Source organism: Amycolatopsis eburnea (assembly GCF_003937945.1).
Taxonomy (GTDB): Bacteria; Actinomycetota; Actinomycetes; order Mycobacteriales; family Pseudonocardiaceae; genus Amycolatopsis; species Amycolatopsis eburnea.
In genome coordinates, this window is the sequence record NZ_RSEC01000058.1 from 1,180,671 (window position 1) to 1,204,741 (window position 24,071).

At 72.7% G+C, this 24,071-nt stretch carries 21 protein-coding genes; 12 read left to right on the forward strand and 9 right to left on the reverse strand.

The genetic code is table 11. From position 1 onward, the window contains the following. Positions 1–15: 15 nt before the first annotated feature. The 5 genes from EIY87_RS30680 to EIY87_RS30700 all read right to left on the reverse strand — a co-directional run bounded on the left by EIY87_RS30680 (position 16) and on the right by EIY87_RS30700 (position 5,611). Positions 16–999, reverse strand: coding sequence for a transporter (locus tag EIY87_RS30680; RefSeq protein ID WP_125313292.1), 984 nt, complete (start codon positions 997–999; stop codon positions 16–18). Then, complete coding sequence (locus tag EIY87_RS30685) at positions 996–1,877, reverse strand: ABC transporter ATP-binding protein (RefSeq protein ID WP_125313293.1); 882 nt, start codon at positions 1,875–1,877, stop codon at positions 996–998. The genes EIY87_RS30680 and EIY87_RS30685 overlap by 4 nt, the downstream gene beginning before the upstream one ends. Next, on the reverse strand, positions 1,874–2,269 hold the full coding sequence (locus EIY87_RS30690) for a GntR family transcriptional regulator (protein WP_160697495.1): 396 nt from the start codon (positions 2,267–2,269) through the stop codon (positions 1,874–1,876). Before EIY87_RS30690 ends, EIY87_RS30685 begins: the two co-directional genes overlap by 4 nt. Positions 2,270–2,451: 182 nt before the next feature. After that, the gene (locus EIY87_RS30695) at positions 2,452–3,810 is read right to left on the reverse strand and encodes an NAD(P)/FAD-dependent oxidoreductase (RefSeq protein WP_125313295.1); all 1,359 of its coding nucleotides are present in this window, start codon (positions 3,808–3,810) and stop codon (positions 2,452–2,454) included. Positions 3,811–3,829: 19 nt separating this feature from the next. Further along, positions 3,830–5,611 (reverse strand): chloride channel protein, encoded by a 1,782-nt coding sequence (locus EIY87_RS30700; RefSeq protein WP_125313296.1) that lies wholly within the window; start codon positions 5,609–5,611, stop codon positions 3,830–3,832. A gap of 454 nt (positions 5,612–6,065) precedes the next feature. On the opposite strand from EIY87_RS30700, the gene EIY87_RS30705 reads away from it, so the two are divergent. The 4 genes from EIY87_RS30705 to EIY87_RS30720 all read left to right on the forward strand — a co-directional run bounded on the left by EIY87_RS30705 (position 6,066) and on the right by EIY87_RS30720 (position 13,957). Then, entirely contained in the window at positions 6,066–6,746 is a 681-nt protein-coding gene (locus EIY87_RS30705; protein ID WP_125313297.1) for a hypothetical protein, read from the forward strand. A 134-nt stretch (positions 6,747–6,880) separates the two neighbouring features. Next, positions 6,881–8,434, forward strand: coding sequence for a DNA polymerase Y family protein (locus EIY87_RS30710; RefSeq protein WP_191984310.1), 1,554 nt, complete (start codon positions 6,881–6,883; stop codon positions 8,432–8,434). 128 nt (positions 8,435–8,562) lie between these two features. Further along, positions 8,563–11,880, forward strand: a complete 3,318-nt coding sequence (locus tag EIY87_RS30715) for an error-prone DNA polymerase (protein WP_125313624.1) — start codon at positions 8,563–8,565, stop codon at positions 11,878–11,880. A 79-nt stretch (positions 11,881–11,959) separates the two neighbouring features. Continuing rightward, positions 11,960–13,957, forward strand: coding sequence for a cellulose binding domain-containing protein (locus EIY87_RS30720; protein ID WP_191984311.1), 1,998 nt, complete (start codon positions 11,960–11,962; stop codon positions 13,955–13,957). An 11-nt stretch (positions 13,958–13,968) separates the two neighbouring features. On the opposite strand, the gene EIY87_RS30725 is transcribed toward EIY87_RS30720, so the two are convergent. Beyond that, positions 13,969–14,385: a MarR family winged helix-turn-helix transcriptional regulator gene (locus EIY87_RS30725; protein ID WP_125313298.1), complete on the reverse strand. Its 417-nt coding sequence runs from the start codon at positions 14,383–14,385 to the stop codon at positions 13,969–13,971. A gap of 53 nt (positions 14,386–14,438) precedes the next feature. Between EIY87_RS30725 and EIY87_RS30730 the strand changes: the two genes are divergently transcribed. Then, positions 14,439–14,843, forward strand: a complete 405-nt coding sequence (locus tag EIY87_RS30730; protein ID WP_125313299.1) for an SRPBCC family protein — start codon at positions 14,439–14,441, stop codon at positions 14,841–14,843. A 4-nt stretch (positions 14,844–14,847) separates the two neighbouring features. On the opposite strand, the gene EIY87_RS30735 is transcribed toward EIY87_RS30730, so the two are convergent. Both EIY87_RS30735 and EIY87_RS30740 read right to left on the reverse strand, forming a co-directional pair. Next, positions 14,848–15,702 carry an LLM class flavin-dependent oxidoreductase gene (locus tag EIY87_RS30735; RefSeq protein ID WP_125313300.1) on the reverse strand — a complete coding sequence of 285 codons (855 nt, stop codon included), beginning with the start codon at positions 15,700–15,702 and terminating at the stop codon, positions 14,848–14,850. Further along, the gene (locus EIY87_RS30740) at positions 15,702–16,721 is read right to left on the reverse strand and encodes an aldo/keto reductase (RefSeq protein ID WP_125313301.1); all 1,020 of its coding nucleotides are present in this window, start codon (positions 16,719–16,721) and stop codon (positions 15,702–15,704) included. Before EIY87_RS30740 ends, EIY87_RS30735 begins: the two co-directional genes overlap by 1 nt. A gap of 90 nt (positions 16,722–16,811) precedes the next feature. On the opposite strand from EIY87_RS30740, the gene EIY87_RS30745 reads away from it, so the two are divergent. From EIY87_RS30745 to EIY87_RS30775, 7 genes are all read left to right on the forward strand, one after another. Further along, positions 16,812–17,351, forward strand: a complete 540-nt coding sequence (locus tag EIY87_RS30745) for a TetR/AcrR family transcriptional regulator (RefSeq protein WP_125313302.1) — start codon at positions 16,812–16,814, stop codon at positions 17,349–17,351. After that, complete coding sequence (locus EIY87_RS30750; RefSeq protein ID WP_191984312.1) at positions 17,348–18,451, forward strand: cytochrome P450; 1,104 nt, start codon at positions 17,348–17,350, stop codon at positions 18,449–18,451. Before EIY87_RS30745 ends, EIY87_RS30750 begins: the two co-directional genes overlap by 4 nt. A 4-nt stretch (positions 18,452–18,455) precedes the next feature. Further along, on the forward strand, positions 18,456–18,893 hold the full coding sequence (locus EIY87_RS30755) for a pyridoxamine 5'-phosphate oxidase family protein (protein WP_125313304.1): 438 nt from the start codon (positions 18,456–18,458) through the stop codon (positions 18,891–18,893). A 185-nt stretch (positions 18,894–19,078) separates the two neighbouring features. Further along, positions 19,079–20,281, forward strand: coding sequence for a cytochrome P450 (locus EIY87_RS30760; RefSeq protein WP_191984313.1), 1,203 nt, complete (start codon positions 19,079–19,081; stop codon positions 20,279–20,281). After that, complete coding sequence (locus EIY87_RS30765) at positions 20,278–20,934, forward strand: TetR/AcrR family transcriptional regulator (protein WP_125313306.1); 657 nt, start codon at positions 20,278–20,280, stop codon at positions 20,932–20,934. Before EIY87_RS30760 ends, EIY87_RS30765 begins: the two co-directional genes overlap by 4 nt. Further along, positions 20,918–21,118 (forward strand): ferredoxin, encoded by a 201-nt coding sequence (locus EIY87_RS30770; protein ID WP_125313307.1) that lies wholly within the window; start codon positions 20,918–20,920, stop codon positions 21,116–21,118. Before EIY87_RS30765 ends, EIY87_RS30770 begins: the two co-directional genes overlap by 17 nt. Continuing rightward, positions 21,115–22,290, forward strand: a complete 1,176-nt coding sequence (locus EIY87_RS30775) for an NAD(P)/FAD-dependent oxidoreductase (RefSeq protein ID WP_125313308.1) — start codon at positions 21,115–21,117, stop codon at positions 22,288–22,290. Before EIY87_RS30770 ends, EIY87_RS30775 begins: the two co-directional genes overlap by 4 nt. Here the strand turns inward: EIY87_RS30775 and glmS are convergent. Next, positions 22,239–24,059: a glutamine--fructose-6-phosphate transaminase (isomerizing) gene (glmS, locus tag EIY87_RS30780; RefSeq protein ID WP_125313309.1), complete on the reverse strand. Its 1,821-nt coding sequence runs from the start codon at positions 24,057–24,059 to the stop codon at positions 22,239–22,241. The two genes, EIY87_RS30775 and glmS, sit on opposite strands and share 52 nt — an antisense overlap. Positions 24,060–24,071 lie beyond the last annotated feature (12 nt).

Consider the following 24,071-nt stretch of genomic DNA (forward strand, 5'->3'; position numbering starts at 1 on the left):
CCCCCAGGAACCGGCTCAGGAAAGGTGGCGGACGCGACGGAAGCAGAACCAGGTGAGCAGCGCCGTCATGGCGAGGTAGAGCGCGAGTTCGAGCCACTGCAGCGGCCAGAACCGGGAACCGGGCTGGTAGGTCACGCGCTGCTGGTAGCCGTGCTGGCCGAGCTGGGACATGCACGCCTCCATCGAGCCGCGTTCCGGCGGGCCCTGGCCCGGCCGCGGGGCGCAGCTCTGCACGAAGACCGGCAGCGGGTCGGCCACGTTGCCGTTCGGGTCCAGGGTTTCGTTCGCCAGCACCCACGCGCCGGGCGGGTTGCGGGTGCCGATCTCCAGGATCCCGTGGGTGTCGTCGCCGGTGATGTTCGTGATGTCGTCGCCGACGATCGCGACCGTCGTCGTCTCCGGCGGAAGCAGGTACGGCCGCACGAAGTTCGGCACCAGGAGCAGCACGGCGGCGAGCACGGCGAGCGTGACGGCCATCGCGGCGACGGTCCGCTTCAGCAGCATCCCGACCGCGACGCCGAGCACGAGGGCGAACGCCGCGTACCCGATCGGGACGATGCCCCGCGCGCCGAACACCACCGGCGCGATGCGTGAAAGCATCCCGCGGTCGGTCTGCGTGGCCGAGAGCGCGTCGATCGGGCTCGCCCACCACGACACCGCCCAGCCGAGCAGCCCGGCCGCCACCATCGCGGCGAGCAGGCCGAAGCCGAGCTTGGTGGTGAGCCACCGCTTGCGCGTGACGGTCTGGTTCCACACGAGACTGTGCGTGCCGCTCTCCAATTCGCGCGTGATCAGCGGGACGCCCCAGAACACGCCGATCGCCGCGGGCAGCAGGTAGAGCACCAGGATCGTCCCGCCGAAGAGGGTGTCCTGGTCCGAGAAGTTCGTGCGCCCGACCAGGTCCGGGCCGGTGACCGCGAGCACGACGCCGATCGCGACCAGCGCGGCGAACACGGACAGCGCGGGGACGCGGAACTGGCGCCAGGTCAGCCAGGTCATCGCAGGACCTCCAGGGCGGGGCGGGCGGCGGCGGGGTTGCTCATGTACTCGAGGACGAGGTCCTCCAAGCCGATCCGCGCGACCGTCCACACGGGATCGAGGATCGGCGCTTCGGTGCGCACGAGCACGGTGGTCTGCCGGTCGGTGTGCTTCGCGGAGACGACGTGCTGGTCCGCGGGCAGCGTTTCGACGTCCCGCCGCGGCCCGGAGAGCCGGTGGTGCGTGGCCAGCAGTTCGTCGACCTCGCCGATCACCCGGACCTGCGAGTCGACGAGCACGATGAGGTGGTCGCAGACCCGTTCGAGGTCGTTGACCAGGTGCGAGGACATCACGACGGACAGCTCGTGCTCGGCGACGGCTTCCATCAGGTCCTGCAGGAACTCCCGCCGTGCCAAGGGATCCAGCGCGGCGACCGGTTCGTCGAGCAGCAGCAGCTCGGGGCGCTTGGCGATGCCGATCGTCAGCGCCAGCTGGGCCCGCTGCCCGCCGGACAGCTTGCCGGCGTGCTGCTTCGGGTCGAGCCCCAGCCGTTCGATCCGCTTCCCGGCGAGCGCGGTGTCCCACCTCGGGTTGAGGTGCGCGCCGAGCCGCAGGTGCTCTTCGATGCTCAGTCCACTGTAGACCGGCGTGTTCTGTGCGACGTAACCGACTTTCGCGAGCTGCTCCGGCCCGCTGCCGGGCACCCCGCCGCACACCTCGATCGTGCCGGTGGTGGGCTCGAGCATGCCGGCCGCGATGTTGAGCAAAGTGGACTTGCCGGCCCCGTTCGGGCCGACCAGCCCGGTCACGTGGCCGGGCTCGATCTCCAGGGTGCAGCCGGACAGCGCCCAGTCGCGCTTGTACTTCTTGCCCAGCCCCTGGGCACGCAGGACGCTCACGCTATGTCCTCTCTGGCGGAGTCGCGAAACGTGGACATCAACAGGGCCTCGATGCTCTCCTCGTCGAGACCGGCCTTGCGCGCCTTGCCCAGCCAGCGGCGCAGGTCCTGCCGCAACGGCCCGAGCACGGCGAACGACGCGCCGCCGTTCAGCGTCGCGGTGACGAACGTGCCGACGCCGGGCCGGGCCGAGACGAGCCCGTCGTGCTCCAGCTCGCGGTAGGCCTTCAGCACGGTGTTCGGGTTGATCGCGAGGGAGGCGACCACGTCCTTGACCTTCGGCAGCTGGTCCCCCTCGTCCAGCAGGCCGAGGCGCAAGGCGTGCCGCACCTGCTGGACCAGCTGCTGGTACGGCGACAAGCCGGACCTCGCGTCCAGGTGGAACTCGATCATCGGCAACTCCATTTATCTAGTTGCCTAGTACTATAGACATGGCCACCAAGTCCGCGCCACAAGTTCTTCCCCTGCCGGCTCCCGGGCGCCCCGGTCGGCATGGTGGCCACTCCGGTCGGCGCGAACCGGCGACCGGCTTTGCCGAGGCCCGGCGCCACCCGCGGCGAGCAGGTCGAGCGGGACTACCTGATCTCGAGGGCGCTCCCGGCCGCGGGCTGAGGCGGGCGGGCCTCGCCGGTGTCGGCGCGGCCCGCTGCCACGAACGCGTCCCGCGGGTGCTGCACCGAGGCCAGCGAAAGGATGTCGCGGCCGAACAGCGCCTGCGTCAGCCACACCGCGAGCACGCGGATCTTGCGTTCCCAGGTGGGCACGGCGAGCACGTGGTACCCGCGGTGCATCAGCCACGCCGGCAGCCCGGTGACGACCAGCCGCCGGTACTGGAAGATCCCGTGGCCCAGCCCGAGCGTCGCGATGGCGCCGAGGCTGTGGTGGACGTACGCCTTCGGCGCCCGGCCGCGCAGTGTCGCGATGATGTTGCGCGCCAGCAGCTTTCCCTGCCGGTAGGCGTGCTGGGCGTTGGGCACGGTCCGCGCGCCCGGCACCGGCGAGGCGAGGTCGGGCACGGCGGCGGCGTCCCCGGCGGCCCAGGCGCCCTCAACGCCTTCGACCCGCAGATCCGGCCGCACGACGAGGTAACCGCGTGCGTCGACGGGCAGGTCGGTGTGCCGGCCGATGACCGGGTTGGCGCCGTTGCCCGCGGTCCAGACGATCAGGCCGGCGTCGAACTCCTCGCCGGTCGAGAGCCGCACGTGGCCGGCTTCCGCCGACGTCACCCGCGTGTCGAGGTGGACGCGCGCGCCGCGCCGGGTCAGCTCCCGCACGACCCAGCGCCCCGGCCGGTCGGTGACCTCGGGCAGGATGCGGCCCGACGCCTCGACGAGGTGGAAGCGCAGTTCGTCGCGGCGCAGTTCCGGGTAGCGCTTCAGCAGCGCGGTCGCGAGCGACAGCAGTTCGCCGAAGCCCTCGACGCCCGAGAAGCCGCCGCCGACGAAGACGACGGTGAGCAGCTTCCGCCGGTCCGGCCCGGCCGGCAGCGCGGCGGCCCGGTCGAACGCGGTCAGCAGCCGGTCCCGGATCGCGACGGCCTCTTCGACGTGCTTGAGCCCGATGGCCTGCTCGGCGATGCCCGGCACGGGCAGGGTCCGGGTGACCGCCCCGGCGGTGACGACGATGGTGTCGTAGCCGAGTTCGAAGGGTTCGCCGTCGGCCGGCTGCACGCCGACCACGTGGTGCGTGTGGTCGATGGCGGTGATCTTCCCGGCGACGAGCCGGGTCCGCCGCAGGTGCCGCCGCAGCGACACGGCGGCGTGCCGCGCCTCGACCGACCCGGCGACGACCTCGGGTAGGAACGGCTGGTAGGTCAGGTAGGGGCGGGGGTCGACGAGGGTGACCTCGGCCTCGCCGCGCCGCAGCTTCTTCTCCAGCTTCCAGGCGGTGTAGAAGCCCGCGTACCCACCACCGACGATCAGGATCCGGCGCATCTCGTCCTCTTTTCTCGCTTCACCCCCTGGACGAGGTGGCGGCGGAGGACGTGACCGCGACGCGCGTCACAGCGAGCACGCGCTCGCGGTGGTGCTCCTCGTGCAGATCGCGGCGCCGGGCGTGCAGGAGCTGGGCGAGCGTGATCACGCCGAGCACGCGCCCGGGTTCGGCGCGGTCGACGACCGGTGCCCGGGTCACGTGGCCGGCCGCGAGCTTGTTGGCCACCTCGCGGAGCGTCTCGTCGGGGTGGCAGGACGCCAGCGGCGCCGTGGTCGCGTCGGCGACCGTCTCGCCTTCGCACGTCAGCAGCGCGTGCCGGGTGGTCACGCCGACCAGCTGCCGCGAGCCGTCCACGACCGGGTACAGCGTGGCGTGGCGGGTGTGCGGCAGCGTGTCCGCCACCGGGTCGCCGTGGTCCAGCACCACCGGGTTCGCCGTCATCACTTCGTGCGCGAAGAAGGCCTCGAGCGGGTCCGTCGAGTACTCGCGCGTCAGGTGCAGCCGGCGGCGGGCGATCTTCTCGGTCAGCACGGACCGCTTGAGCAGCAGCACCGACACCGCGTACGCCGACACCGACGCCACCACGAGCGGCAGCAGGGCGTTCCACGCGTGGGTGAGCTCGAGGGTGAACACGATGCCGGTCAGCGGTGAGCGCATGACGCCGCCGACCACCGCGGCCAGGCCGCAGACCGCCCAGAACCCGGCCGTCACGTGGGGGAGCAGCCCGCCTTCCGCGGCGCCGAGGGCCGCGCCGATCATGAACACCGGGGCCAGGACGCCACCGGACGTGCCCGAGCCGAGCGACAGCGACCAGATCAGCGTCTTCACCACCAGCACGCCGATGATCAGCGACGTCGTCGCGTGCCCGGTCAGCAGCTGGTCGATCACGTCGTAGCCGACGCCGAGGGCGCGCGGCTCGACCAGGCCGCCGGCACCGATGACGAGCCCGCCGATGGCCGGCCACCACATCCAGTGGATCGGCAGCCGGGCGAAGCCGTCCTCGGCGAGGTAGACCAGCGCCGTCGCGGCGATGGCGAGCAGGCCGCCGGTGATGCCGGGCACGAGGGCGAGCACGTCGGCGCCCGGGCCGGGCGCGGGGGCGGCGGGCAGGCCGAAGACCGGTTCGGTGCCGAGGAAGAAGCCGCGGCACAGCGTGCTGGTCACGACGGCGGCGGCGACCGGCACGAAGCTGCGCGGCCGCCATTCGAACAGCAGCAGCTCCACCGCCAGCAGGATCGACGCGAGCGGGGCGTTGAACGTCGCCGCCATGCCGCCCGCCGCGCCGGCCACCAGCAGGGTCTTGCGCTCGTCGGCGGACAGGTGCAGCAGCTGCGCGAGGATCGACCCGACGGCGCCGCCGGTCATGATGATCGGGCCCTCGGCCCCGAACGGCCCGCCGGTGCCGATGCTGATCGCGGCGGACACCGGCTTCAGCACGGCGACGCGCGGCGCGACCTTGCTCTCGCCGGTGAGGATCGCCTCGATCGCCTCGGGCATGCCGTGCCCGCGGATCTTCTCCGACCCGAACCGCGCCAGCACGCCGATGACGAGCGCCCCGGCCACCGGCGCGGTCAGCACCAGCCACCACGGGTGCGCGCTGCCGCCCGGCGCCACGAGCGCGGTGTCGAACCGCTGGTAGAAGACCAGGTTCGTGATCAGTCCGATGAGCTTCAGCAGCGCGAGCGCGGCCACCGCCGCGACGCCGCCGACGGGCACGGCGAGCGCGGCGATCAGCAGCAGGCGCGGCCGGACCTGGAAGTCACCCAAGTGGGTGGCGCGGGGCGAGGTTCCGCCGCTCATCAGGGCCTCCGTTCGTCGCTCAAGGTTTTGCGAAGTGCAATACTTGTAGCGACCAACGATCGAGGTCAAGCCGAGCTTCGCTGGAGTGTCGGGGTTCACGGGCTCCCGGTGTCAGTCCTCCCGCAGGCCGATGGTGGGCCAGGTGGTCAGCGTGGTGGCGCCGGGCGCGTTTCGCCGTTCGCGCCGGCCGGTCAGCGCCTGGCGGCGGTCGAGGTCCGGGGGAGCGCGGGCGGGCCGATGGGGTCGTCCGCCGGGGTGGTGTCGTTCACGGTTGCCTCCTTGGTCGGGTGTGCTCTCGACACGCCCGGGGTCCCCGATCGGTTGAGCCCGGCTTGACACGGGGCCCTGCCGTCTCGCACTATGCGAACAAGTGTTCGATGATTCTCCTGGGTTCGCCTGTGGCTTCCTCACGCGGGTGTCTCCGGTGCGAGTACGTGGTGCTGGAGGTGGTGGCGTGGCGGTGCCGGAGGCGCTGGCGGGGATCCCCGGGGTGCGCACGGCGGCGCAGCTGGGCGAGCCGGACCCGGCCGGGCAGCTGGCGGTGCTGCCCGCGCTGGCCCAGCTCCTGCCCGGCGGCGGCCTGCGCCGCGGCACCACGGTGTCGGTCCGCGGCGCGACCTCCCTGGTACTGGCCCTCCTGGCGGCAGCCACCCGCGACGGCTCGTGGGCGGCGGTCACCGGCCTGCCGGAGCTGGGCCTGGCCGCGGCCGCGGAACTCGGCGTCGACCTGGAGCGCGTCGCCTTGGTCCCGAACCCGGGCGCGGAGTCGGTGGCCGTCGTGTCGGCGCTGGTGGACGGGTTCGACCTGGTGGTCCTCGGCCGTTCGCTGGCGGGCAGCGTCCGCCCCCAGCTGGCCCGGCGCCTGGCCGGCCGCGTCCGCAACCGCGGCTCGGTCCTGCTGGCGGCCGGGTCGTGGCCGGACGCGGACCTGGAGCTGAGCGTGTCGGGCCGCCGCTGGCACGGGTTGGGCGAGGACGGTCATGGTCATTTGAGGTACCGCGAAGTACTGGCGACGAGCAGGGGGCGTGGCGCGGCGGCTCGTCCTCGCTCGGCACCGCTGCGGTTGCCTGGCGTCGGCGGAGCGCTGGGGACGGCGGTGGCCGAGGTGCCGGTTCTGCCCGCGCGCGTGGGGTGAGTGCCCTTGTGGTGGCGGGCGTTTTCGTGCCCTGGTGATTCGGCGCGGGGTTTTGTGCGGGTGTGGCCGGTCGGCTGCGGTGGCTGGGTGGTCCGGCCGACCAGGCCAAGCCAACCCGCCGCCGAAGGTCCGCGATGACCGATGCACCGCGGCTGCTGGTGCTCTGGTGCCCCGACTGGCCCGTCGTCGCCGCCGGAGCCGCGGCCGGTACCCCGCCCGCCGCCCCTGCCGCCGTCTTCTCCGCCAACCGGGTCGTCGCCTGCTCCGCGGCCGCGCGCGCCAACGGGGTCGGGCGGGGGATGCGGCGGCGGGATGCCCAGTCCCGTTGTCCCGGGCTCGTCGTGCACCAGCACGACCCGGACCGCGACGCGCGGCTCTTCGAACCCGTCGCCGCCGCTGTCGAAAGCCAGGCCGTCGGGGTCGAGGTCGTGCGGCCCGGGCTCGTGGCCGTGCCCGTCACCGGTGCCGCCGGGTACTTCGGCGGGGAGGCCGCGCTCGCCGAGCTGCTCATCGACGAAGTCGCCGCGCGGGCCGGGGTCGAGTGCCAGGTCGGGATCGCCGACGGGCTCTTCGCCGCGACCCTCGCCGCCCGCCGGTCGGCGCTCGTGCCGCGCGGGGACGCCGCCGAGTTCCTCGCGCCGCTCGCGATCGGTGAACTGGACCAGCCGGGTGACGACCGCGGGGAGCTGGTCGCCCTGCTGCGGCGGCTTGGGCTGCGGACCCTCGGTGCGTTCGCCGCGCTGGCCGAACGGGACGTCGCGGGCCGGTTCCCGAAGGACGCCATCACCGCCCACCGGCTCGCCCGCGGGCTTTCCGAACGCCCGCCCCTGCGCCGCGCGCTGCCGCCGGACCTGTCGGTCACCGAAACCTTCGAGCACCCGCTCGCCCGGATCGACGAAGCCGCGTTCGTCGCGAAGACGCTCGGCGAACGCTTCTTCGCCGGGCTCGCCCGCCACGGCCTCGCCTGCACCCGGCTGGCCGTCGTCGCCGTCACCGAAGCCGGAGAGGAACGCGTCCGCGTCTGGCGCTGCGCCGAACCACTGACCGCCCGCGCGACGGCCGACCGCGTGCGCTGGCAGTGCGAAGGCTGGCTCAACGCCCGCGACCGGCCCACCGCCGGCATCGTCCGGCTGCGCCTGGACCCCGAAGAAGTCGTCGGCGGGCAGGCGCTGCAGCTGCAGTTCGGCTCGCTGGGCCGCGACGCCGACGCCGCCGAGCGCGCCGGCCGCGCCCTGGTCCGCATCCAGGGCCTGCTCGGCCCGGACGCGGTCGTCACCCCGCTCCTCGACGGCGGCCGCGGCCCGGCCGAGCGCGTCCGGCTCGTCCCGTGGGGCGAACCCCGCACCCCGGCCACGGCAGGCCAGCCGTGGCCGGGCCGGCTCCCCGCCCCCTCCCCGGCGGTGGTGTCCCCGCGCCCGGTCCCGGCGGCGGTCGTCGACGCGACCGGCACCGAGGTCCGCTGCACCGCCCGCGGCGAACTCAGCCACCCGCCCACGACGGTCTCGGTCGACGACGGCCCGCCCCGCCGCGTCCTCGGCGCGGCGGGCCCCTGGATCGTCCACCACCGCGGCGCCCGCCTCGCCCGCGTCCAGGTGATCCTGGAAACCGACGACGGCGACGTCGCCCTGTTGCTCAGGGTCACCATCGGTGACGATCCACAATGGACGGTCGAGGGCTGCTACGACTAGTGTGATCCACGCCGTCCACAGTTGACACCTCGCGCCGCTCGGCTCAGGATCGATCCCAGTGGTCGAACTCGTGTTCGAACGGTATTCGCTGGCTTCCCCTCAGTGAACTTTCCTTGCGGGAGCTGGCTTTGGCGTTCAACAACCCCGGCGTGCCGTGGTCCGAAGTGGAGCGGATCGCCTCCGGGCGGCCGCCCGTGCCCGGGGACGGCAACGATGCCCCCGCGTGGTCGCGCAAGCGCGAAGGGTACGGCGGGGCGCCCGCCGATCTGCGGGTGCCGCGGCGGCGGGACGACGGCGGGGACCGGATCCGGGCGCCCTACGCCGAGCTGCACGTCCACTCCAACTGCAGCTTCCTCGACGGTGCCTCCCACCCCGAAACCCTCGTCGAGGAGGCCGCGCGGCTGGAGCTGGACGCGCTCGTGCTCACCGACCACGACGGCGTGTACGGTGCCGTCCGCTTCAACGACGCCGCCCGGGAGCTCGGGGTGCGCGTCGGGTTCGGGGCCGAGCTCTCGCTCGACCTGCCCGCGCCGCAGGCCGGGGAGCCGGACCCGAAGGGGTCGCACCTGCTGGTGATCGCCCGGCAGCAGGACGGGTACCACCGGCTGTGCCGCGTCATCTCACGCGCCCAGCTCGCCGGCGGGGCCAAGGGGCGGCCCGTCTACGACCTCGACGAGCTGGCCGACGAACTGGCCGGGCACGTCATCGTGCTCACCGGCTGCCGGAAGGGCGCGGTCCGCCGCGCGCTCGCGGAACGCGGGCCCGCCGCCGCGCGCGCCGAGCTGGGGCGGCTGGTCGACCGGTTCGGGCGGCAGCACGTCGCCGTCGAGCTGATCGATCACCGGCTGCCGCTCGACGACGCCGCCAACGACCTGCTCGACGGGATGGCGCGCGAGCTGCGGCTGCCGACCGTCGTGTCCAACAACGTGCACTACGCCCGGCCCGAAGACGCCGTCGTCGCGGACATGGTCGCCGCGGTCCGGGCGCGCCGGTCGGCCGAGGACCTCGAGGGGTGGCGGCCGCCGTCGGGGCAGGCGTTCCTGCGGTCGGGGATGGAGCAGCGGCGCCGGTTCGAGCGCCGCTACCCCGGCGCCGTCGGGCGGGCCGCCGTGCTCGGCGTCGAAGTGGCGTTCGACCTGCGGCTGGTCGCCCCCGACCTGCCGCCGTTCCCGGTGCCGCCCGGGCACGACGAGATGTCCTACCTGTGCGAGCTGACCCGCGCGGGCGCGGCGGACCGCTACGGCACGCGCGAGGCGAACCCGAAGGCCTACGCCCAGCTCGACCACGAACTCGCCGTCATCGAGGAGCTCGGCTTCCCCGGCTACTTCCTCGTCGTCTGGGACATCGTCCGGTTCTGCAAGGAAGCGGACATCCTCTGCCAGGGCCGCGGCTCCGCCGCCAACTCCGCCGTCTGCTACGCGCTCGGCATCTGCAACGCCGACCCGGTCAAGTGGAACCTGCTGTTCGAGCGGTTCCTCGCCCCGGAACGCGACGGGCCGCCGGACATCGACATCGACATCGAGTCCGACCGGCGCGAGGAAGCCATCCAGTACGTCTACGCCAAGCACGGCCGGTTCCACGCCGCGCAGGTCGCCAACGTCATCACCTACCGGGCGCCCTCGGCGATCCGCGACGCCGCCAAGGCGCTCGGGCACAGCGCCGGGCAGCAGGACGCCTACAGCAAGCTCGTCGATCGCTGGGGCGGGGTCGTCGCCACGAAGCAGCAGACGGACGGCGCGATCCCGGCCGACGTCCTCGACCTGGCCGCGCGGATCGAAGACTTCCCGCGCCACCTCGGCATCCACTCCGGCGGCATGGTGCTGTCGAAGCAGCCGGTGTCCGAAGTGGTCCCGGTCGAGTGGGCGGCGATGGCCGATCGCAGCGTGCTGCAGTGGGACAAGGACGACTGCGCCGCCGTGGGGCTGGTCAAGTTCGACCTGCTCGGCCTCGGCATGCTTTCCGCGCTGCACTACACGATCGACCTCATCGCCGAACACCACGGGTCCACAGTGGACCTGGGCAAGCTCGACCTGGCCGATCCCGCCGTCTACGACATGCTCTGCGAAGCCGACGCGATCGGCGTCTTCCAGGTCGAATCCCGGGCCCAGCTGGCCACGCTGCCGCGGTTGCGGCCGCGGGAGTTCTACGACCTCGTCGTCGAAGTCGCGCTGATCCGGCCCGGCCCGATCCAGGGCGGGTCCGTGCACCCCTACATCCGGCGCCGCCGCGGCGAGGAGGAGTGGCAGCACGCGCACCCGCTGCTGGCGTCCAGTTTGGACCGCACGCTCGGCGTTCCGCTGTTCCAGGAACAGGTGATGCAGATGGCGGTCGACGTCGCTTCGTTCACCCCGGCGGAAGCCGACAAGCTGCGCCGGGCCATGGGTGCCAAACGCTCCAGCGCGAAGATGAAGGCGCTGATGGCGCGGTTCTTCGCCGGGTGTGAAGCCAACGGCCTCGACCGGGAGCTGGCGGAGCGGATCTTCGAGCAGATCCACGCCTTTTCCGGCTACGGCTTCCCCGAAGCGCACTCGATGTCGTTCGCGCTCTTGGTGTACGCGAGCGCGTGGGTCAAGCGCTACTACCCGGCCGCGTTCTGCGCCGGGCTGCTGCGCGCCCAGCCGATGGGTTTCTACAGCCCGCAGTCGCTGGTCGCCGACGCCCGGCGGCACGGCGTCCACGTCCGCGAACCGGACATCAACGCCAGTCTCGTCCACGCCACGCTCGAACCCGACCCGGACAGCACCGGCGGCGTCGCACTGCGCCTCGGCCTCGCCGGGGTCCGCCACCTCGGCGACGACCCGGCCGCCGCGATCGTCGCCGAGCGGGAGGCCGGCGGGCCGTACGACGGCGTCGGCGACCTCACCCGCCGCGTCCGGCTGAAGAAGAACGCCGTCGAAGCCCTCGCGACCGCGGGCGCGTTCGGCGGCGACCGGCGGCGGGACCTGTGGGCGGCCGGCGCGGCGGCGGCCACCCGGCCCGGGCACCTGCCCGGTCTCGCGCCGGGGCTCGACGCGCCCGCGCTGCCGGGCCTGACGCGGCTGGAGCTCACCGCGGCGGACCTCTGGGCCACCGGCGTTTCCCCGGACAGCCACCCGGTGGAGTACCTGCGCGAACTGCTCGACGCGCGCGGCGCGATCACCGCCGCCGAGCTCGCGCGCGTGCGGGACGGCACGCGGGTGTGGGTCGGCGGCGCGGTCACCCACCGGCAGCGCCCGGCGACCGCGGGCGGCATCACCTTCCTCAACCTCGAAGACGAAACGGGCATGGCGAACGTCCTCGTTTCGCCGGGGCTGTGGCGACGGCAGCGGCTGGTCGCCCGCACCAGCGCCGCGCTGCTGGTCCGCGGGATCGCCCAGGCGGCCGAAGGGGTCGTCACGCTCGTCGCCGACCGGCTCGAAAGCGTCGATCTTTCGATGCACGCGGGGTCGTCCCGGGACTTTCGTTGACTTGCGGGCCGCGCGGTGGTTCTCTCTCCGAGAGCGCTCCCAGCCATCCGTTCGTGCCCGACGAGAGGATGGACTCCCCATGACAGCAAGACGTCTGCGCTGGGCAGCGTGGCCGGTGCTCGCCGTGCTCGCCGCGTCGGTGCCCGCCGCCGAAGCCGCCGAACCACCGGGGGCGACGGTCACCGTCGACGTCCGGGCGGGACTGGCGACCGTGCCGGACACCGGGATCGGCGTCAACCACGCGGTGTGGGACAGCCAGCTGGGGACCGGCGCGGTGGCCGACCTGCTCGGCGGCGCGGGGGTGCGGATGCTGCGCTACCCCGGCGGGTCCTACGGCGACATCTACCACTGGAAGGACAACACCGCGCCGGGCGGCTACGTCGCGCCGGGCACCGATTTCGACACCTTCATGGGCGGCGTCCGCCGGACCGGGGCCCAGCCGATCGTGATCGCGAACTACGGCACCGGATCGCCGCAGGAAGCGGCGGACTGGGTGCGGTACGCGAACGTCGAAAAGGGGTACGGCGTCAAGTACTGGGAAATCGGCAACGAGAACTACGGCAACGGCCACTACGGTGCCGACTGGGAAGCCGACGACCACGCCGACAAGAGCCCGACCACGTACGCGAACGAAGTCGTGGCCTACGCCGACGCGATGAAGGCCGCCGACCCCGCGGTGAAGGTCGGCGCGGTACTGACCACTCCGGCGAACTGGCCGGACGGCATCGTCGGCGAGGGCGACACCGGGACGTGGAACCAGACCGTGCTCTCGATCGCCGGCCCGCACGTCGACTTCGTGATCCTGCACTGGTACCCGACCGGCTCGACGGCCGAGGAAGCGCTGGCGAAGCCCGAGCAGGTGGGCGACATGATCTACCTGGCGCGCGAGCAGATCACCCGGTACGCGGGCCGTCCGCTGGGCATCGCGATGACCGAGACGAACACGCCGGTGGGCATGGACACCCAGCCCGGCGCGCTGTTCGCGGCTGACGCCTACAGCGCGTTGCTCGCGAACGGTGTGTTCACAGTGGACTGGTGGAACACGCACAACGGCGGCACGAAACTGTCCACTGTGGCCGGTTACCCGGATTACGCGGACTCCGGCCTGTTGTCGAGTGCCACCTGCCTTTCCGACGGCTGCGAGCCGCCGTTGAACACCCCGTTCGCGCCCTACTACGGGTTGAAGGTGCTCAGCGGGTTCGCGCGTCCCGGTGACCAGTTCGTCCGCGCGGGCGCGGACGATCCGCTCGTGAGCGCGCACGCCGTCCGCCGCCCGAACGGCGATCTGGCGGTGCTGCTGATCAACAAGGACCCCGCCCAGGCGCGCGCGGTGACGCTCGGCTACACGGGTTACACGCCGTCCGCGGCCACGCCGCAGGTCTCGACGTTCACCAACGGCGCGACGTCGATCACCACCGCCCCTTCGGGTTCGGCCGGCGCGCAGACGCTGCCGCCGTATTCGCTGACGACCGTGGTCCTGCACCCGGTGTCTCCTCCGGCCGGCCCGGGCGCGCCCGGCCAGCCGACCGGCACGACGACCGACCGCACGGCGACGATCACCTGGCCCGCGGCGACCCCGGCCGGCCACCCGATCGCGAAGTACGAGGTGTACGCGGGCGGCCAGCTGTGGGGCGAGACGGCGGGGACGTCGTTCACCGCCCGGAACCTGGTGCCGGGCAGCCGGTACCCGGTGAACGTGCTGGCCCGCGACACGGCGGGCCAGGTGTCGTGGGCGTCCCCGCCGGTGACGGTGACGACGGGCGCGCCGGCTTCGAGCAGCTGCACGGTCCGGCTGACGGACGTCACGGACTGGGCGAGCGGCTTCGTGGGCGGCATCCACGTGACGTCGGCGGACGTGACCGGCGACTGGACGCTGTCGTTCACCTGGCCCACCGCGCGGCAGCGGGTGACGAGCGGCTGGAACGGAACGTGGACGCAGACGGGCAGCGCGGTGACGGTGACGTCGTCGGCTTCAGTGACGTCGGGCACCGACGTGGGGTTCGTGGCGGACTACGGCGGGCCGAACATCCTGCCGTCGGCGTTCACGCTCAACGGAACCCTTTGCTCGGTGGCGTGATCGGCCTGCGGTCAGTCCGCGTTCGCCACGTGGGCGAGGGCTGACCGCAGCGCCCGCCGCGTCTTGTCGTCCAGGCCTGCCAGCAACCCGTCCTCCACCGCCCGGATCGCGTCCCGCGCCGCCGCGTGCCGGCGGCGGCCGAGTGCGGTCAGGCGGACGACCCGGGCCCGGCGGTCCGCCGGGTCCGGGTCGCGGCTGACCAGGCCCTCCGCCACCAGGCCGTCCAGCAACGCGATCAGCCGGGTCTTGTCGTAGTGGATCTGCTGGGCCAGGACCAGCTGGCTCGGCGCCGAGCCGCGGGCCAGCGCCGACAGGACCACGTACTGCCACATCGAGAGCCCGTGCTCGGCCAGCACGGGCTGCTCGGCCTCGGCCAGGCGGCGGCCCGCCCACGCGCAGAGGGCTCCGAGATCGTCGTCCTCGTTCACCGGCCGGATTTTACGCGTGGACAAATGATACGCAGCTGCGTACGGTTTACCACATGACAGCATTTCAGGTAGGTCGTGCCGAGACGCGCACGACGTCCATCGCCGCTTCGCCCGAACGCGTCCTCGGCTACCTGGCCGACGCGCGCCACCTGCCCGAATGGGCCCCGGGGTTCGCGCCCGCCGTCGAACACGACCACGACGACGTCTGGCGCGTCCCGGCCGACGACGGGCCGCGGCTGGTCGCGGTCAAGGTCGCGCGGGAGCACGGGGTCGTCGACTTCGTCAGCGCGGAAGCCCCGAACCTCGGCCTGTTCACCCGCGTGGTGCCCAACCTGACCGGGGCCGAGCTGATCTTCAGCCTGTTCTTCCCCGAGGGCACCGACGCGGCCGCGGTCGACGCGCAGATGGCGGTCGTCGACGAGGAACTGCGGGCGGTGCGAGAGCGCGTCGAAGCGTGAAAGCTCAGCGGATCAGCTCGTCGGCGACCCACCGCACGACGCCGTCCGGGTACGGGTTCGCCAAGCCCAGCACGACGTGCCCGAACCCGGCGCCGACGGCTTCTTCGATCTTTTCCCGCGTCGCGGCGGGCTTGTCGTAGTCGACGGGCAGGACGATCGAGCGGGTGATCTCCGCCGGGTCGCGGCCGATCTCCGTGCAGTAGCGGTCGAGGAGCCTGCTGCGGCCGACGAGGTCGTCGATGTCGCCACCGCCCGGGATGTTCCACACGTCGGCGTGCTCGGCGGCCACCCGCAATGTCGCGCTCGCCCGGCCGCCGAGCACGATCGGCGGGTGCGGCCGTTGCACCGGCTTCGGGTTGCCGAACGCGCCTTTCAGCTTGACGTGCTCGCCGTCGAAGTCGAACGGCTCCTCGGAAGTCCACAAGCGACGGATGACCGTCAACGCCTCGGCCAGCGCGGCGACGGCGTCGTCTTGGGAGTGGTAGGGCAATCCGTGGCCGTCGTATTCCCGCCGGGCCAACGGGTGGCTGGGCCGCGAACCGGCGCCGATGCCGAAGTCGAGGCGGCCGCCGGACACGATGTCCACTGTGGTCGCGATCTTCGCCAGGACGGCCGGCGGGCGGAAGCGGTTGCTGGTCACCAGCAGGCCGAGCCGGATCCGCTCGGTCTGCGCGGCCAGCGCCGAGAGCAGCGTCCAGCCTTCGTGGATCGGGCCGTCCGGGTCGCCGCCGATCGGCATGAGGTGGTCGAACAGCCAGGCGTGCTCGATCTCGGGGATCGCGTCGGCCTCCTGCCAGACGCGGCGGATCTCGTCGTAGCCCACGTTCATGGGCGGGGTCATGATGCCGAAGCTGGTCATCAGCGCCTCCGGAGGGACGGGTCGAGCAGGGCGGGCGGGGTGTCGAACTTCTCGTGCGCGGCCAGGTCGACGCCGGGCGCCACGATGGCGTCGATTTCGTCGAGGACGTCGGCGGGCAGGACGGTGTCGGCCGCCGCGAGCTGCGACTTCAGGTGGTCGAGCGTGCGCGGGCCGATGAGCGCGCTGGTCACGCCCGGGTGCGCGGTGACGAACCCGAGCGACAGCTGAATCAGCGAAAGCTGCGCCTGGTCGGCGAGCTTGGCCAGCTTTTCGACGGCGTCGAGGCGGGCCTGGTTGGCGGGGTCGGCGAGGTCGAAGCGCTGGGGCAGGGCCGCCGCGCGGTTGGTCGTGATCGCTTGCCCGGCGCGGACCGCGCCGGAGAGCCAGCCCGACGCGAGCGGGCTCCACGCGAGCACGCCGAGGCCGTACTCCTGCGTCACCGGCAGGACGTGGGCTTCGATGCCGCGCTGCAGGATCGAGTAGCTGGGCTGCTCGGTGGTGTACCGGCTCAGGTGGTGCTCGCGCGCGGCCCACTGGGCCTGCACGATCCGGTACGCGGGGAACGTCGACGAGCCGAAGTAGCGGATCTTGCCCGCGCGCTGCAGGTCGGTCAGCGCGGAAAGCGCTTCCTCGTCGCTCGTGGCGGGGTCCCAGCGGTGCATCTGGTACAGGTCGACGTGGTCGACGTCGAGCCGGCGCAGGCTGTCTTCGAGTGCCTTGAAGATCCAGCGGCGCGAGGTGCCGCGGTGGTTGCGCTCCTCGCCCATCGGCATGGCCGCCTTGGTGGCGAGCACGAGGTCGTCGCGGCGGTTCTTGATCGCCTGGCCGACCATGACCTCCGACTCGCCCTGGCCGTACATGTCGGCGGTGTCGATGAGGTTGACGCCACCTTCGAGAGCGGCGTCGACGATCGCGGTGGCTTCGGCCTGGGTGGTCCGCCCGATCGCGCCGAAGTTCATCGCGCCGAGGGCGAGGGTGCTGACCTGGACGCCGGTGCGGCCCAGGGTGCGGTACTGCATTTCGGGTTCCTCCGTGGGATGATGACAAGCGGAACGTTGCTCCGCTAACGATACGGAGCAATGTTCCGGTTAGCAACCCCGGGAGGTGTGATGGGCAGGCCCAAGCGTGCCGACGCGCAGCGCAACGAGAAGACGCTGCTGGACGCGGCGGCCGCCGTCTTCGTCGCGTCGGGGGTGGACGCGCCGGTGCGGGACATCGCGGCGAAGGCGGGCGTCGGGATGGGCACGATCTACCGGCACTTCCCGACCCGGGCGGACCTGATCATCGCGGTCTACCGGCACCAGGTGGAGGCCTGCGCCGACGCGGGTCCCGCGCTGCTGGCATCGGCTGCGTCGCCGCACGCGGCGCTGGCGGAGTGGATCGACCTGTTCGTCGACTTCCTCGTGACCAAGCACGGGCTGGCGGGCGTGATGCAGGGCGACGGCTTCGCCGCGCTGCACGCGTACTTCCTCGATCGCCTGGTCCCGGTGTGCGCCGAGCTGCTCGAGGCCGCCGGGCTGACCGCGCGCGTGCGGCCGCTGGAGCTGATGCGCGGCGTCGGCAACCTGTGCATCGGCGCGGAGGACAACAACCCGGACTACGACGCGCGCCGCCTGGTCGGCCTCCTGATCGCGGGGCTGCGGGCGTGACCAGGCAGCTCACGGCGGACCCGTACCCGCTGCTGGCCCGGCTGCGCGCGACCGAGCCGGTGTCCTGGCGGCCGGAGCTCGACGGCTGGCTGGTCACCCGGCACGACCTCGCGCTGCGGGTGATGCGCGACGCGGCGACCTTCACCGTCGACGACCCGCGGTTCTCGACGGCCCGGGTCGTCGGCCCGTCGATGCTGTCGCTGGAGGCGGCCGAGCACACCCGGCACCGGGCGCCGTTCGCCCGGCACTTCCGGCCGCGGGAGATCGAGGACCGGTTCGCCGGGTTCGTCCGCGCCGAATGCGCCCGCCTCGTCGACGGCTTCGCCGCGGCCGGGCGCGCGGAGCTGCGGCGGGAGCTGGCCGGCCCGCTGTCCGTGGCGGTGGTGGCCGAGGCGCTGGGCCTGGCCGACACGGACACGGCGCGCGTGCTGGCCTGGTACGACGCGATCGTGTCCACAGTGGACGACATCTCGGCGGGCCGCCCGCCGGGTTCCGGTGGCGCGGAAGCGTTCGGCGAGCTGCGCGCGCACCTCGAGGGCTCGGTCGGGCGGCGCTCGCTGCTGACCGAGGCGGCGACGGCGCTGGAGCTGCCGGAGGTGGTGTCGAACGCGGCGGTGCTGATGTTCGGCGGCATCGAGACGACCGAGGGCATGATCGCCAACCTCCTGCGCCACCTGCTGCGCGAGCCGTCGCCCCCGGACCGCGCCCGCCTCCCGGCCGCCATCGAGGAATCGCTGCGCCTGGAACCCGCGGCGGCGGTGGTCGACCGCTACGCGACCCGCGACGTCTCACTCGCCGGAGCGTCGATCGCGCGCGGTGACCTGGTGACGGTCTCGCTCACGGCCGCCAACCGCGACCCGGCGGTGTTCGCGAACCCGGACGTGTTCGACCCGGGCCGTCCGGACCTGCGCAAGCAGCTGGCGTTCGCGCACGGCCCGCACTTCTGCCTCGGGGCCGACCTCGCGCGCCTGGAGGCGCGGATCGCCGTCGAGACGGTGTTCGACCGGCTGCCCGGCATCGCGCTGGAGTCGGACGTGGCGCCGTCGGGGCTGGTGTTCCGCAAACCCGCCGCCGTACCCGCGCGGTGGCTGCCATCATGACGGCATGACTGCGTGGCGGGAGTTCGAAGCGGCGGAACCGGAGTTCGCGAAGCGCGTGCAGGCGCTGTTCGACGCGCACAAGCACAAGACGATCGCCACCCTGCGGGCCGACGGTTCGCCGCGGATTTCGGGGATCGAGACGGCCTTCGCGGACGGGGAGCTGACGTTCGGGTCGATGCCGAACGCGCGCAAGGGCGCGGATTTGCTGCGGGACCCGCGGTTCGCGGTGCACAGCGCGACGGTCGACCCGGTCGAGGGCGCGGAGGCGGAGTGGCCGGGGGAGGCGAAGATCTCGGGCCGGGCGGTGTCGTCGGACGGCGGCAGGAGTTTCCGGGCCGACGTCGCGGAGGTCGTGCACACGCACTTGAACGCGACGGCGACGTTGCTGGTCGTGGAGTGGTGGACGCCGGCGGGCGGGCTGCGCAAGGTCGAGCGCGAGTGAGCTGAGGCGCGATCCGGCGATCCGGCGATGTCATGAAAGGGTCGTTCACCTCGCCAGACGACATGAACGACCCTTTCATGACATTCCTGCGGCGCCGGGCAGAGATCTTAAGTCAACTGCTTGACTTAACGTCGAACCTTCTCCATCCTCGGGAACAGGGGACATTCACCAACGAGGAGCCCGTGATGACGCCGACCCACACCGACCCGCTGCCGCGCTTCCCGTTCGACACCGAGACCGCGCTCGAACCCCCGCCCGAATGGGCCGAGTTCCGCGAAAAGTGCCCCATCGCCCACGTCGCGCTCGCCAGCGGTGACCAGGCGACCCTGATCACCCGCTACGACGACGTCAAGACCGTCCTCTCGGACCCCCGCTTCACCCGTCCGACCCCCGCCGACAACGCCGCGCGCGTGGCCGACACCGAGTCCGGTGGGGTGTTCAACTCCGAGATGGCCACCGTGCTGCCGCAGCACGGGGAAGCGCACCTCACCTGGCGGCGGACGCTCGGGAAGTGGTTCACCGCCAAGCGGATGAACGCGCTGCGGCCCGGGATGGCCGCCATGGCCGAGCAGCTCGTCGACGACCTGGTCGCCAAGGGCGCGCCCGGGGACCTCAAGGCGGGGGTCGCGTTCCCGCTGCCCGTCTGGGTCATCTGCGACATGCTCGGCGTGCCCGACGCCGACCGCGACCGGTTCGCGCACTGGTCCGACGTCATGCTCAGCATGACCCGGTACACCCAGGCCGAGTTCGACGCCGCGCAGCTGGAATTCGGGCAGTACATGGGCGGGCTCATCGCCGGGAAGCGGGCCGAACCCGGGGAAGACATCCTGAGCGCGCTGCTGCCCGAAGAGTGGTCCGACGCGATGCTCATCGCCACCGGGATCGGGCTGCTCATCGCCGGGCACGAGACGACCGCGAACATGATCGCCAAGATGGTGGCGATGCTGCTGGCCGACCGGAGCCGGTGGGAGGCGCTGCTCGCCGACCCGTCGCTGGTGCGCACCGCCGTCGAGGAGTCGCTGCGGCTGGACGCCAACGCCGGGGTCGGGATGGCGCGCTACCTGCACGAAGACTTCGAGGTCGGCGGCACCGTGCTGCCCGCGGGCACCACCGCGATGTGCAGCATGGCCGCGGCCAACCGGGACGAGCGCGCGTTCGGCAACGCCGCCGGGATGGACCTGGGCCGCAGCCCGAACCCGCACCTCGCCTTCGGGGCCGGCGCGCACGCCTGCCTCGGGCAGCCGCTGGCCCGCACCGAGCTGCAGGTCGTCCTGGAGGTGCTGCTGCGCAAGCTGCCCTCGCTCGAGCTGGCCGTCCCGGCGGACGAACTGCGCCGGGTCGAGGGGCTCGCCGTCGGTGGCCTGCGGGAACTGCCCGTCCGCTGGTGACGGCGCGGGCGACGCGGGAGCTGATCCTGACGGTGGCCGAACGGCTGTACGCCGAGCACGGCGTGCTCGCCGTGTCGAACCGGCAGATCAGCGAGGCCGCCGGGCAGGGCAACAACACCGCGGTCGGCTACCACTTCGGCACCCGCGCCGATCTGGTGCGCGCCATCGCCCGGCGGCACGCCACGCGGGTCGAGGAGCTCCGCCGGGACATGCTGGCGGAGCTCGGCGACCGCGCCGGGCTGCGGGACTGGATCCGCTGCCTGGTGCACCCGTCGACGGAGTACCTGGCGGCGGCCGGCCCGCCGAGCTGGTTCGCCCGGTTCACCGCGCAGGTGATGACCGAGCCGTCGCTGCGGGCGGTCGTCGCGGCGGAAACGCTGTCGTCGCCGTCACTGGCGCGGACCGTCGAGGGCCTGGCCCGCTGCCTGCCCGAGCTGCCGCCCGACATCCACGCCGAACGCAACGCCATGACCCGGCAGCTGCTGATCCACACCATGGCCGAGCGCGAACGCGCGCTGGCCGAAGGCGGCGACACCCCCAGAGCCACCTGGCGCGAGGCCGCCACGGGCCTGACCGACGCACTGGTCGGCCTGTGGCTCGCGCCCGTCACGAACCACCCGAGGGAAAGGAACGGCCGTGAAGGTCACCGTTGATGAAGAAAAGTGCTGCGGCGCCGGGACTTGCGTGCTGCTCGCGCCGGACGTGTTCGACCAGCGCGAGGACGACGGGATCGTGATCCTGCTCGAGGAGCGCCCCGGCGAGGAGCACCACAAGATCGTCCGGGAAGCGGCCAGCGTGTGCCCCGGCGTCGCGATCTCGGTCAGCGAGGACGCGTGAACGTCCTCGTCGTCGGGGCGTCCGCCGCCGGGCTCGCGACGGTGGAAGCCCTGCGCCGCAAGGGTTACGAGGGCGGGGTGACCGTGCTGGGCGCCGAGGCGCACCTGCCCTACGACCGGCCGCCACTGTCCAAACAGGTCCTGGCCGGCGCCTGGGAACCCGAGCGGACGCGGCTGCGCGACCCGGAGGCGTTGTCCGGCCTGGCCGCGGACTTCGTGCTGGGCGACCCGGCGGTCCGGCTCGACGCCGCCGAGCGGACCGTCCACACGCTGAGCGGGCGGGCGCTGACCGCGGACGCGATCGTGCTGGCCACCGGCCTGCGGCCGCGCACGCTGCCCGGCCAGCACGGCCTGGCGGGCGTCCACGTGCTGCGCACCCTCGACGACGCGCTGGCCCTGCGCGCGGACCTCGCGCCGGGCAAGAAGGTAGTCGTCGTCGGGGACGGCGTCCTCGGCGCCGAGATCGCGGCCACCCTGTGCGGGCTCGACGTCGAGGTCACGCTGGCCGGCCCGCAGGCCGCGCCGCTGGCGTACCAGTTCGGCCCGCTCGTCGCCGGGGCGCTCGCGGCGCTGCACACCGAACGCGGCGTCCGGCTCCGGCTCGGTGCCGCGGTCACCGGGCTGACCGAGGCAGCCGGGCGGGTCACCGGGGTGCGGCTCGAGACCGGCGAGGTGCTGCCCGCCGACGTCGCTGTGGTGGCGTTCGGGGCCGCGCCGGCGACGGAGTGGCTGGCCGGCAGCGGCGTGCTGTGCGACAACGGCGTGGTGTGCGACTCCCGGTGCTGCGCCGCCGAGGGGATCTACGCGGCGGGCGACGTCGCCCGCTGGCACCACGAACGGCTCGATGTCCTGCTGCGGCTGGAAAACCGGACCAACGCGACCGAGCAGGCGGTCGCGGTCGCCGGGAACGTCCTCGGCGAGGACCGCCCCTACACGCCGGTGCCGTACTTCTGGACGAACCAGTTCGACGCCCGGATCCACGTGCACGGCACTCCCGCCGCGGACGCCGAAGTGTCTATTGTGGAAGGTGACCCGGCGGAGGGCCGGTTCGTGGCCGAGTACCGCCGCGACGGGCGGGTCACCGGGGTGCTCGGCTGGAACATGCCCAAGCAGGCTCGGGCTCACTCCACGGTGACCGACTTGGCCAGGTTGCGCGGCTTGTCGATGTCGTAGCCCAGGCTGAGCGCGGCGTGGTAGGCGAGCAGCTGCAACGGGATCGTGAGCAGGATCGGGTCGAGCTCCGGCTCGGTCTTGGGCACCACGATCCGCGGCACGTCGAGCTCGCCGAAGTCGACGTCCTCGTGCGTCACGGCCAGCACCGCGCCGCCGCGGGCCTTGATCTGCTGCACGGCGGCCAGGTTCCGGTCGGTCAGCTCGTCCGCGGGCACGATCGCGACGGTCGGCAGCGCGGCGTCGATCAGGGCGAGCGGGCCGTGCTTGAGCTCGGACGTCTGGTACGCCTCGGCGTGGCGGTAGGAGATCTCCTTGAACTTCTGCGCACCCTCCCGCGCCACCGGGTAGCCGCGGACGCGGCCGACGAAGAACAGGCTGTTCGCGGTGGCGAACTCCTTCGCGTGCTCGGCGATGCGCGGCCCCTCGTCCAAAATGGACTTGATCTGGCCGGGCATGGCGCGCAGCGCGTCGATGATCCGCTGTCCGTCCGCGTTGGACAAGTCGCGGACGCGGCCGAGGGCCAGCGCGATCAGCGCGAAGCCGATCGCCATGTTGGTCAGCGCCTTGGTCGAGGCGACCGCGATCTCCGGGCCGGCGTGCAGGTACACGCCGCCGTCGCAGGCGCGGGCGATGGTCGAGCCGACGACGTTGACCAGGCCGACCACGCGGCCGCCCTTGCGCTTGATCTCTTCGACGGCGAAGGCGGTGTCGATCGTCTCGCCGGACTGGCTGACCGCGATGTAGAGGGTGTCGGCCTCGATGATCGGGTTGCGGTAGCGGAACTCCGACGCGGCCTCGGCGTCGGCCGGGATCCGCGCCAGCTCCTCGATCATCGTCGCGCCGACCTGACCGGCGTAGTAGGCGGACCCGCACCCGAGGATCTTCACGCGGCTGAACCCGCGCAGCTCCCGCGGCGTCAGGTTGAGCCCGTCCAGGCGCGCGACGCCGAACCGGTCGTCGAGCCGGCCGCGGATGATCCGCTCCACGGATTCCGGCTGCTCCTGGATTTCCTTGGCCATGTAGTGCGGGTAGCCGCCCAGGTCGAGGTCTTCGGCGGCGATGTCGATCTCGGTGGCGGGCTTGGTGGTGTCGCTCTCGTCGACGGTGAAGGTCCGGTAGCCGGTGGCGAAGACGGTCGCGAACTCGCCGTCGTCGAGGTGCGCGACCTGCGAGGTGTGCCGGACCAGCGCGGCGAGGTCGCTGGCGACGAACATCTCCCGCTCGCCGACGCCGATGATCAGCGGCGACCCGTTGCGCGCGATGACCAGCCGGTCCGGGTGCGCGGTGTCGGTGACGGCGATCGCGTACGTGCCGGTGATCCGCGAGACCGCCTCGACGACGGCGTCCTCGAGGGTGTCGGCGCCGGAGCGGGCGATCAGGTGGGCGAGGACCTCGGTGTCGGTCTCGGAGGCGAGGGTGACCCCGGCGTCGGCGAGCTGCGCGCGCAGGGCGTCGGCGTTGTCGATGATCCCGTTGTGGACGACGCAGATCCGGCCGTCCTCGGAGGTGTGCGGGTGGGCGTTGGCCTCGGACGCTGGCCCGTGCGTCGCCCAGCGCGTGTGCCCGATGCCGACCTTCCCGGTGAGGCGCTTGGGCAGCGCGGCGGCGAGGTTGCGCACCCGGCCGACGACCCGGTGGACCTGGGCGTTCTTCGCGCCGAGCACGGCGATCCCGGCCGAGTCGTAGCCGCGGTACTCCAGCCGCGTCAGGCCTTCGAGCAGGATGGGAGCGGCGTTCTGGCCACCGATGTAGCCGACGATTCCGCACATGGGAGAACCTCT

Coding starts and splice junctions, on each gene's coding strand:
- EIY87_RS30680 (WP_125313292.1), bottom strand. CDS start 999: ATGACCTGGCTGACCTGGCGCCAGTTCCGCGTCCCCGCGCTGTCCGTG.
- EIY87_RS30690 (WP_160697495.1), bottom strand. CDS start 2,269: ATGATCGAGTTCCACCTGGACGCGAGGTCCGGCTTGTCGCCGTACCAG.
- EIY87_RS30695 (WP_125313295.1), bottom strand. CDS start 3,810: ATGCGCCGGATCCTGATCGTCGGTGGTGGGTACGCGGGCTTCTACACC.
- EIY87_RS30700 (WP_125313296.1), bottom strand. CDS start 5,611: ATGAGCGGCGGAACCTCGCCCCGCGCCACCCACTTGGGTGACTTCCAG.
- EIY87_RS30710 (WP_191984310.1), top strand. CDS start 6,881: ATGACCGATGCACCGCGGCTGCTGGTGCTCTGGTGCCCCGACTGGCCC.
- EIY87_RS30720 (WP_191984311.1), top strand. CDS start 11,960: ATGACAGCAAGACGTCTGCGCTGGGCAGCGTGGCCGGTGCTCGCCGTG.
- EIY87_RS30730 (WP_125313299.1), top strand. CDS start 14,439: ATGACAGCATTTCAGGTAGGTCGTGCCGAGACGCGCACGACGTCCATC.
- EIY87_RS30735 (WP_125313300.1), bottom strand. CDS start 15,702: ATGACCAGCTTCGGCATCATGACCCCGCCCATGAACGTGGGCTACGAC.
- EIY87_RS30740 (WP_125313301.1), bottom strand. CDS start 16,721: ATGCAGTACCGCACCCTGGGCCGCACCGGCGTCCAGGTCAGCACCCTC.
- EIY87_RS30745 (WP_125313302.1), top strand. CDS start 16,812: ATGGGCAGGCCCAAGCGTGCCGACGCGCAGCGCAACGAGAAGACGCTG.
- EIY87_RS30755 (WP_125313304.1), top strand. CDS start 18,456: ATGACTGCGTGGCGGGAGTTCGAAGCGGCGGAACCGGAGTTCGCGAAG.
- EIY87_RS30760 (WP_191984313.1), top strand. CDS start 19,079: ATGACGCCGACCCACACCGACCCGCTGCCGCGCTTCCCGTTCGACACC.
- glmS (WP_125313309.1), bottom strand. CDS start 24,059: ATGTGCGGAATCGTCGGCTACATCGGTGGCCAGAACGCCGCTCCCATC.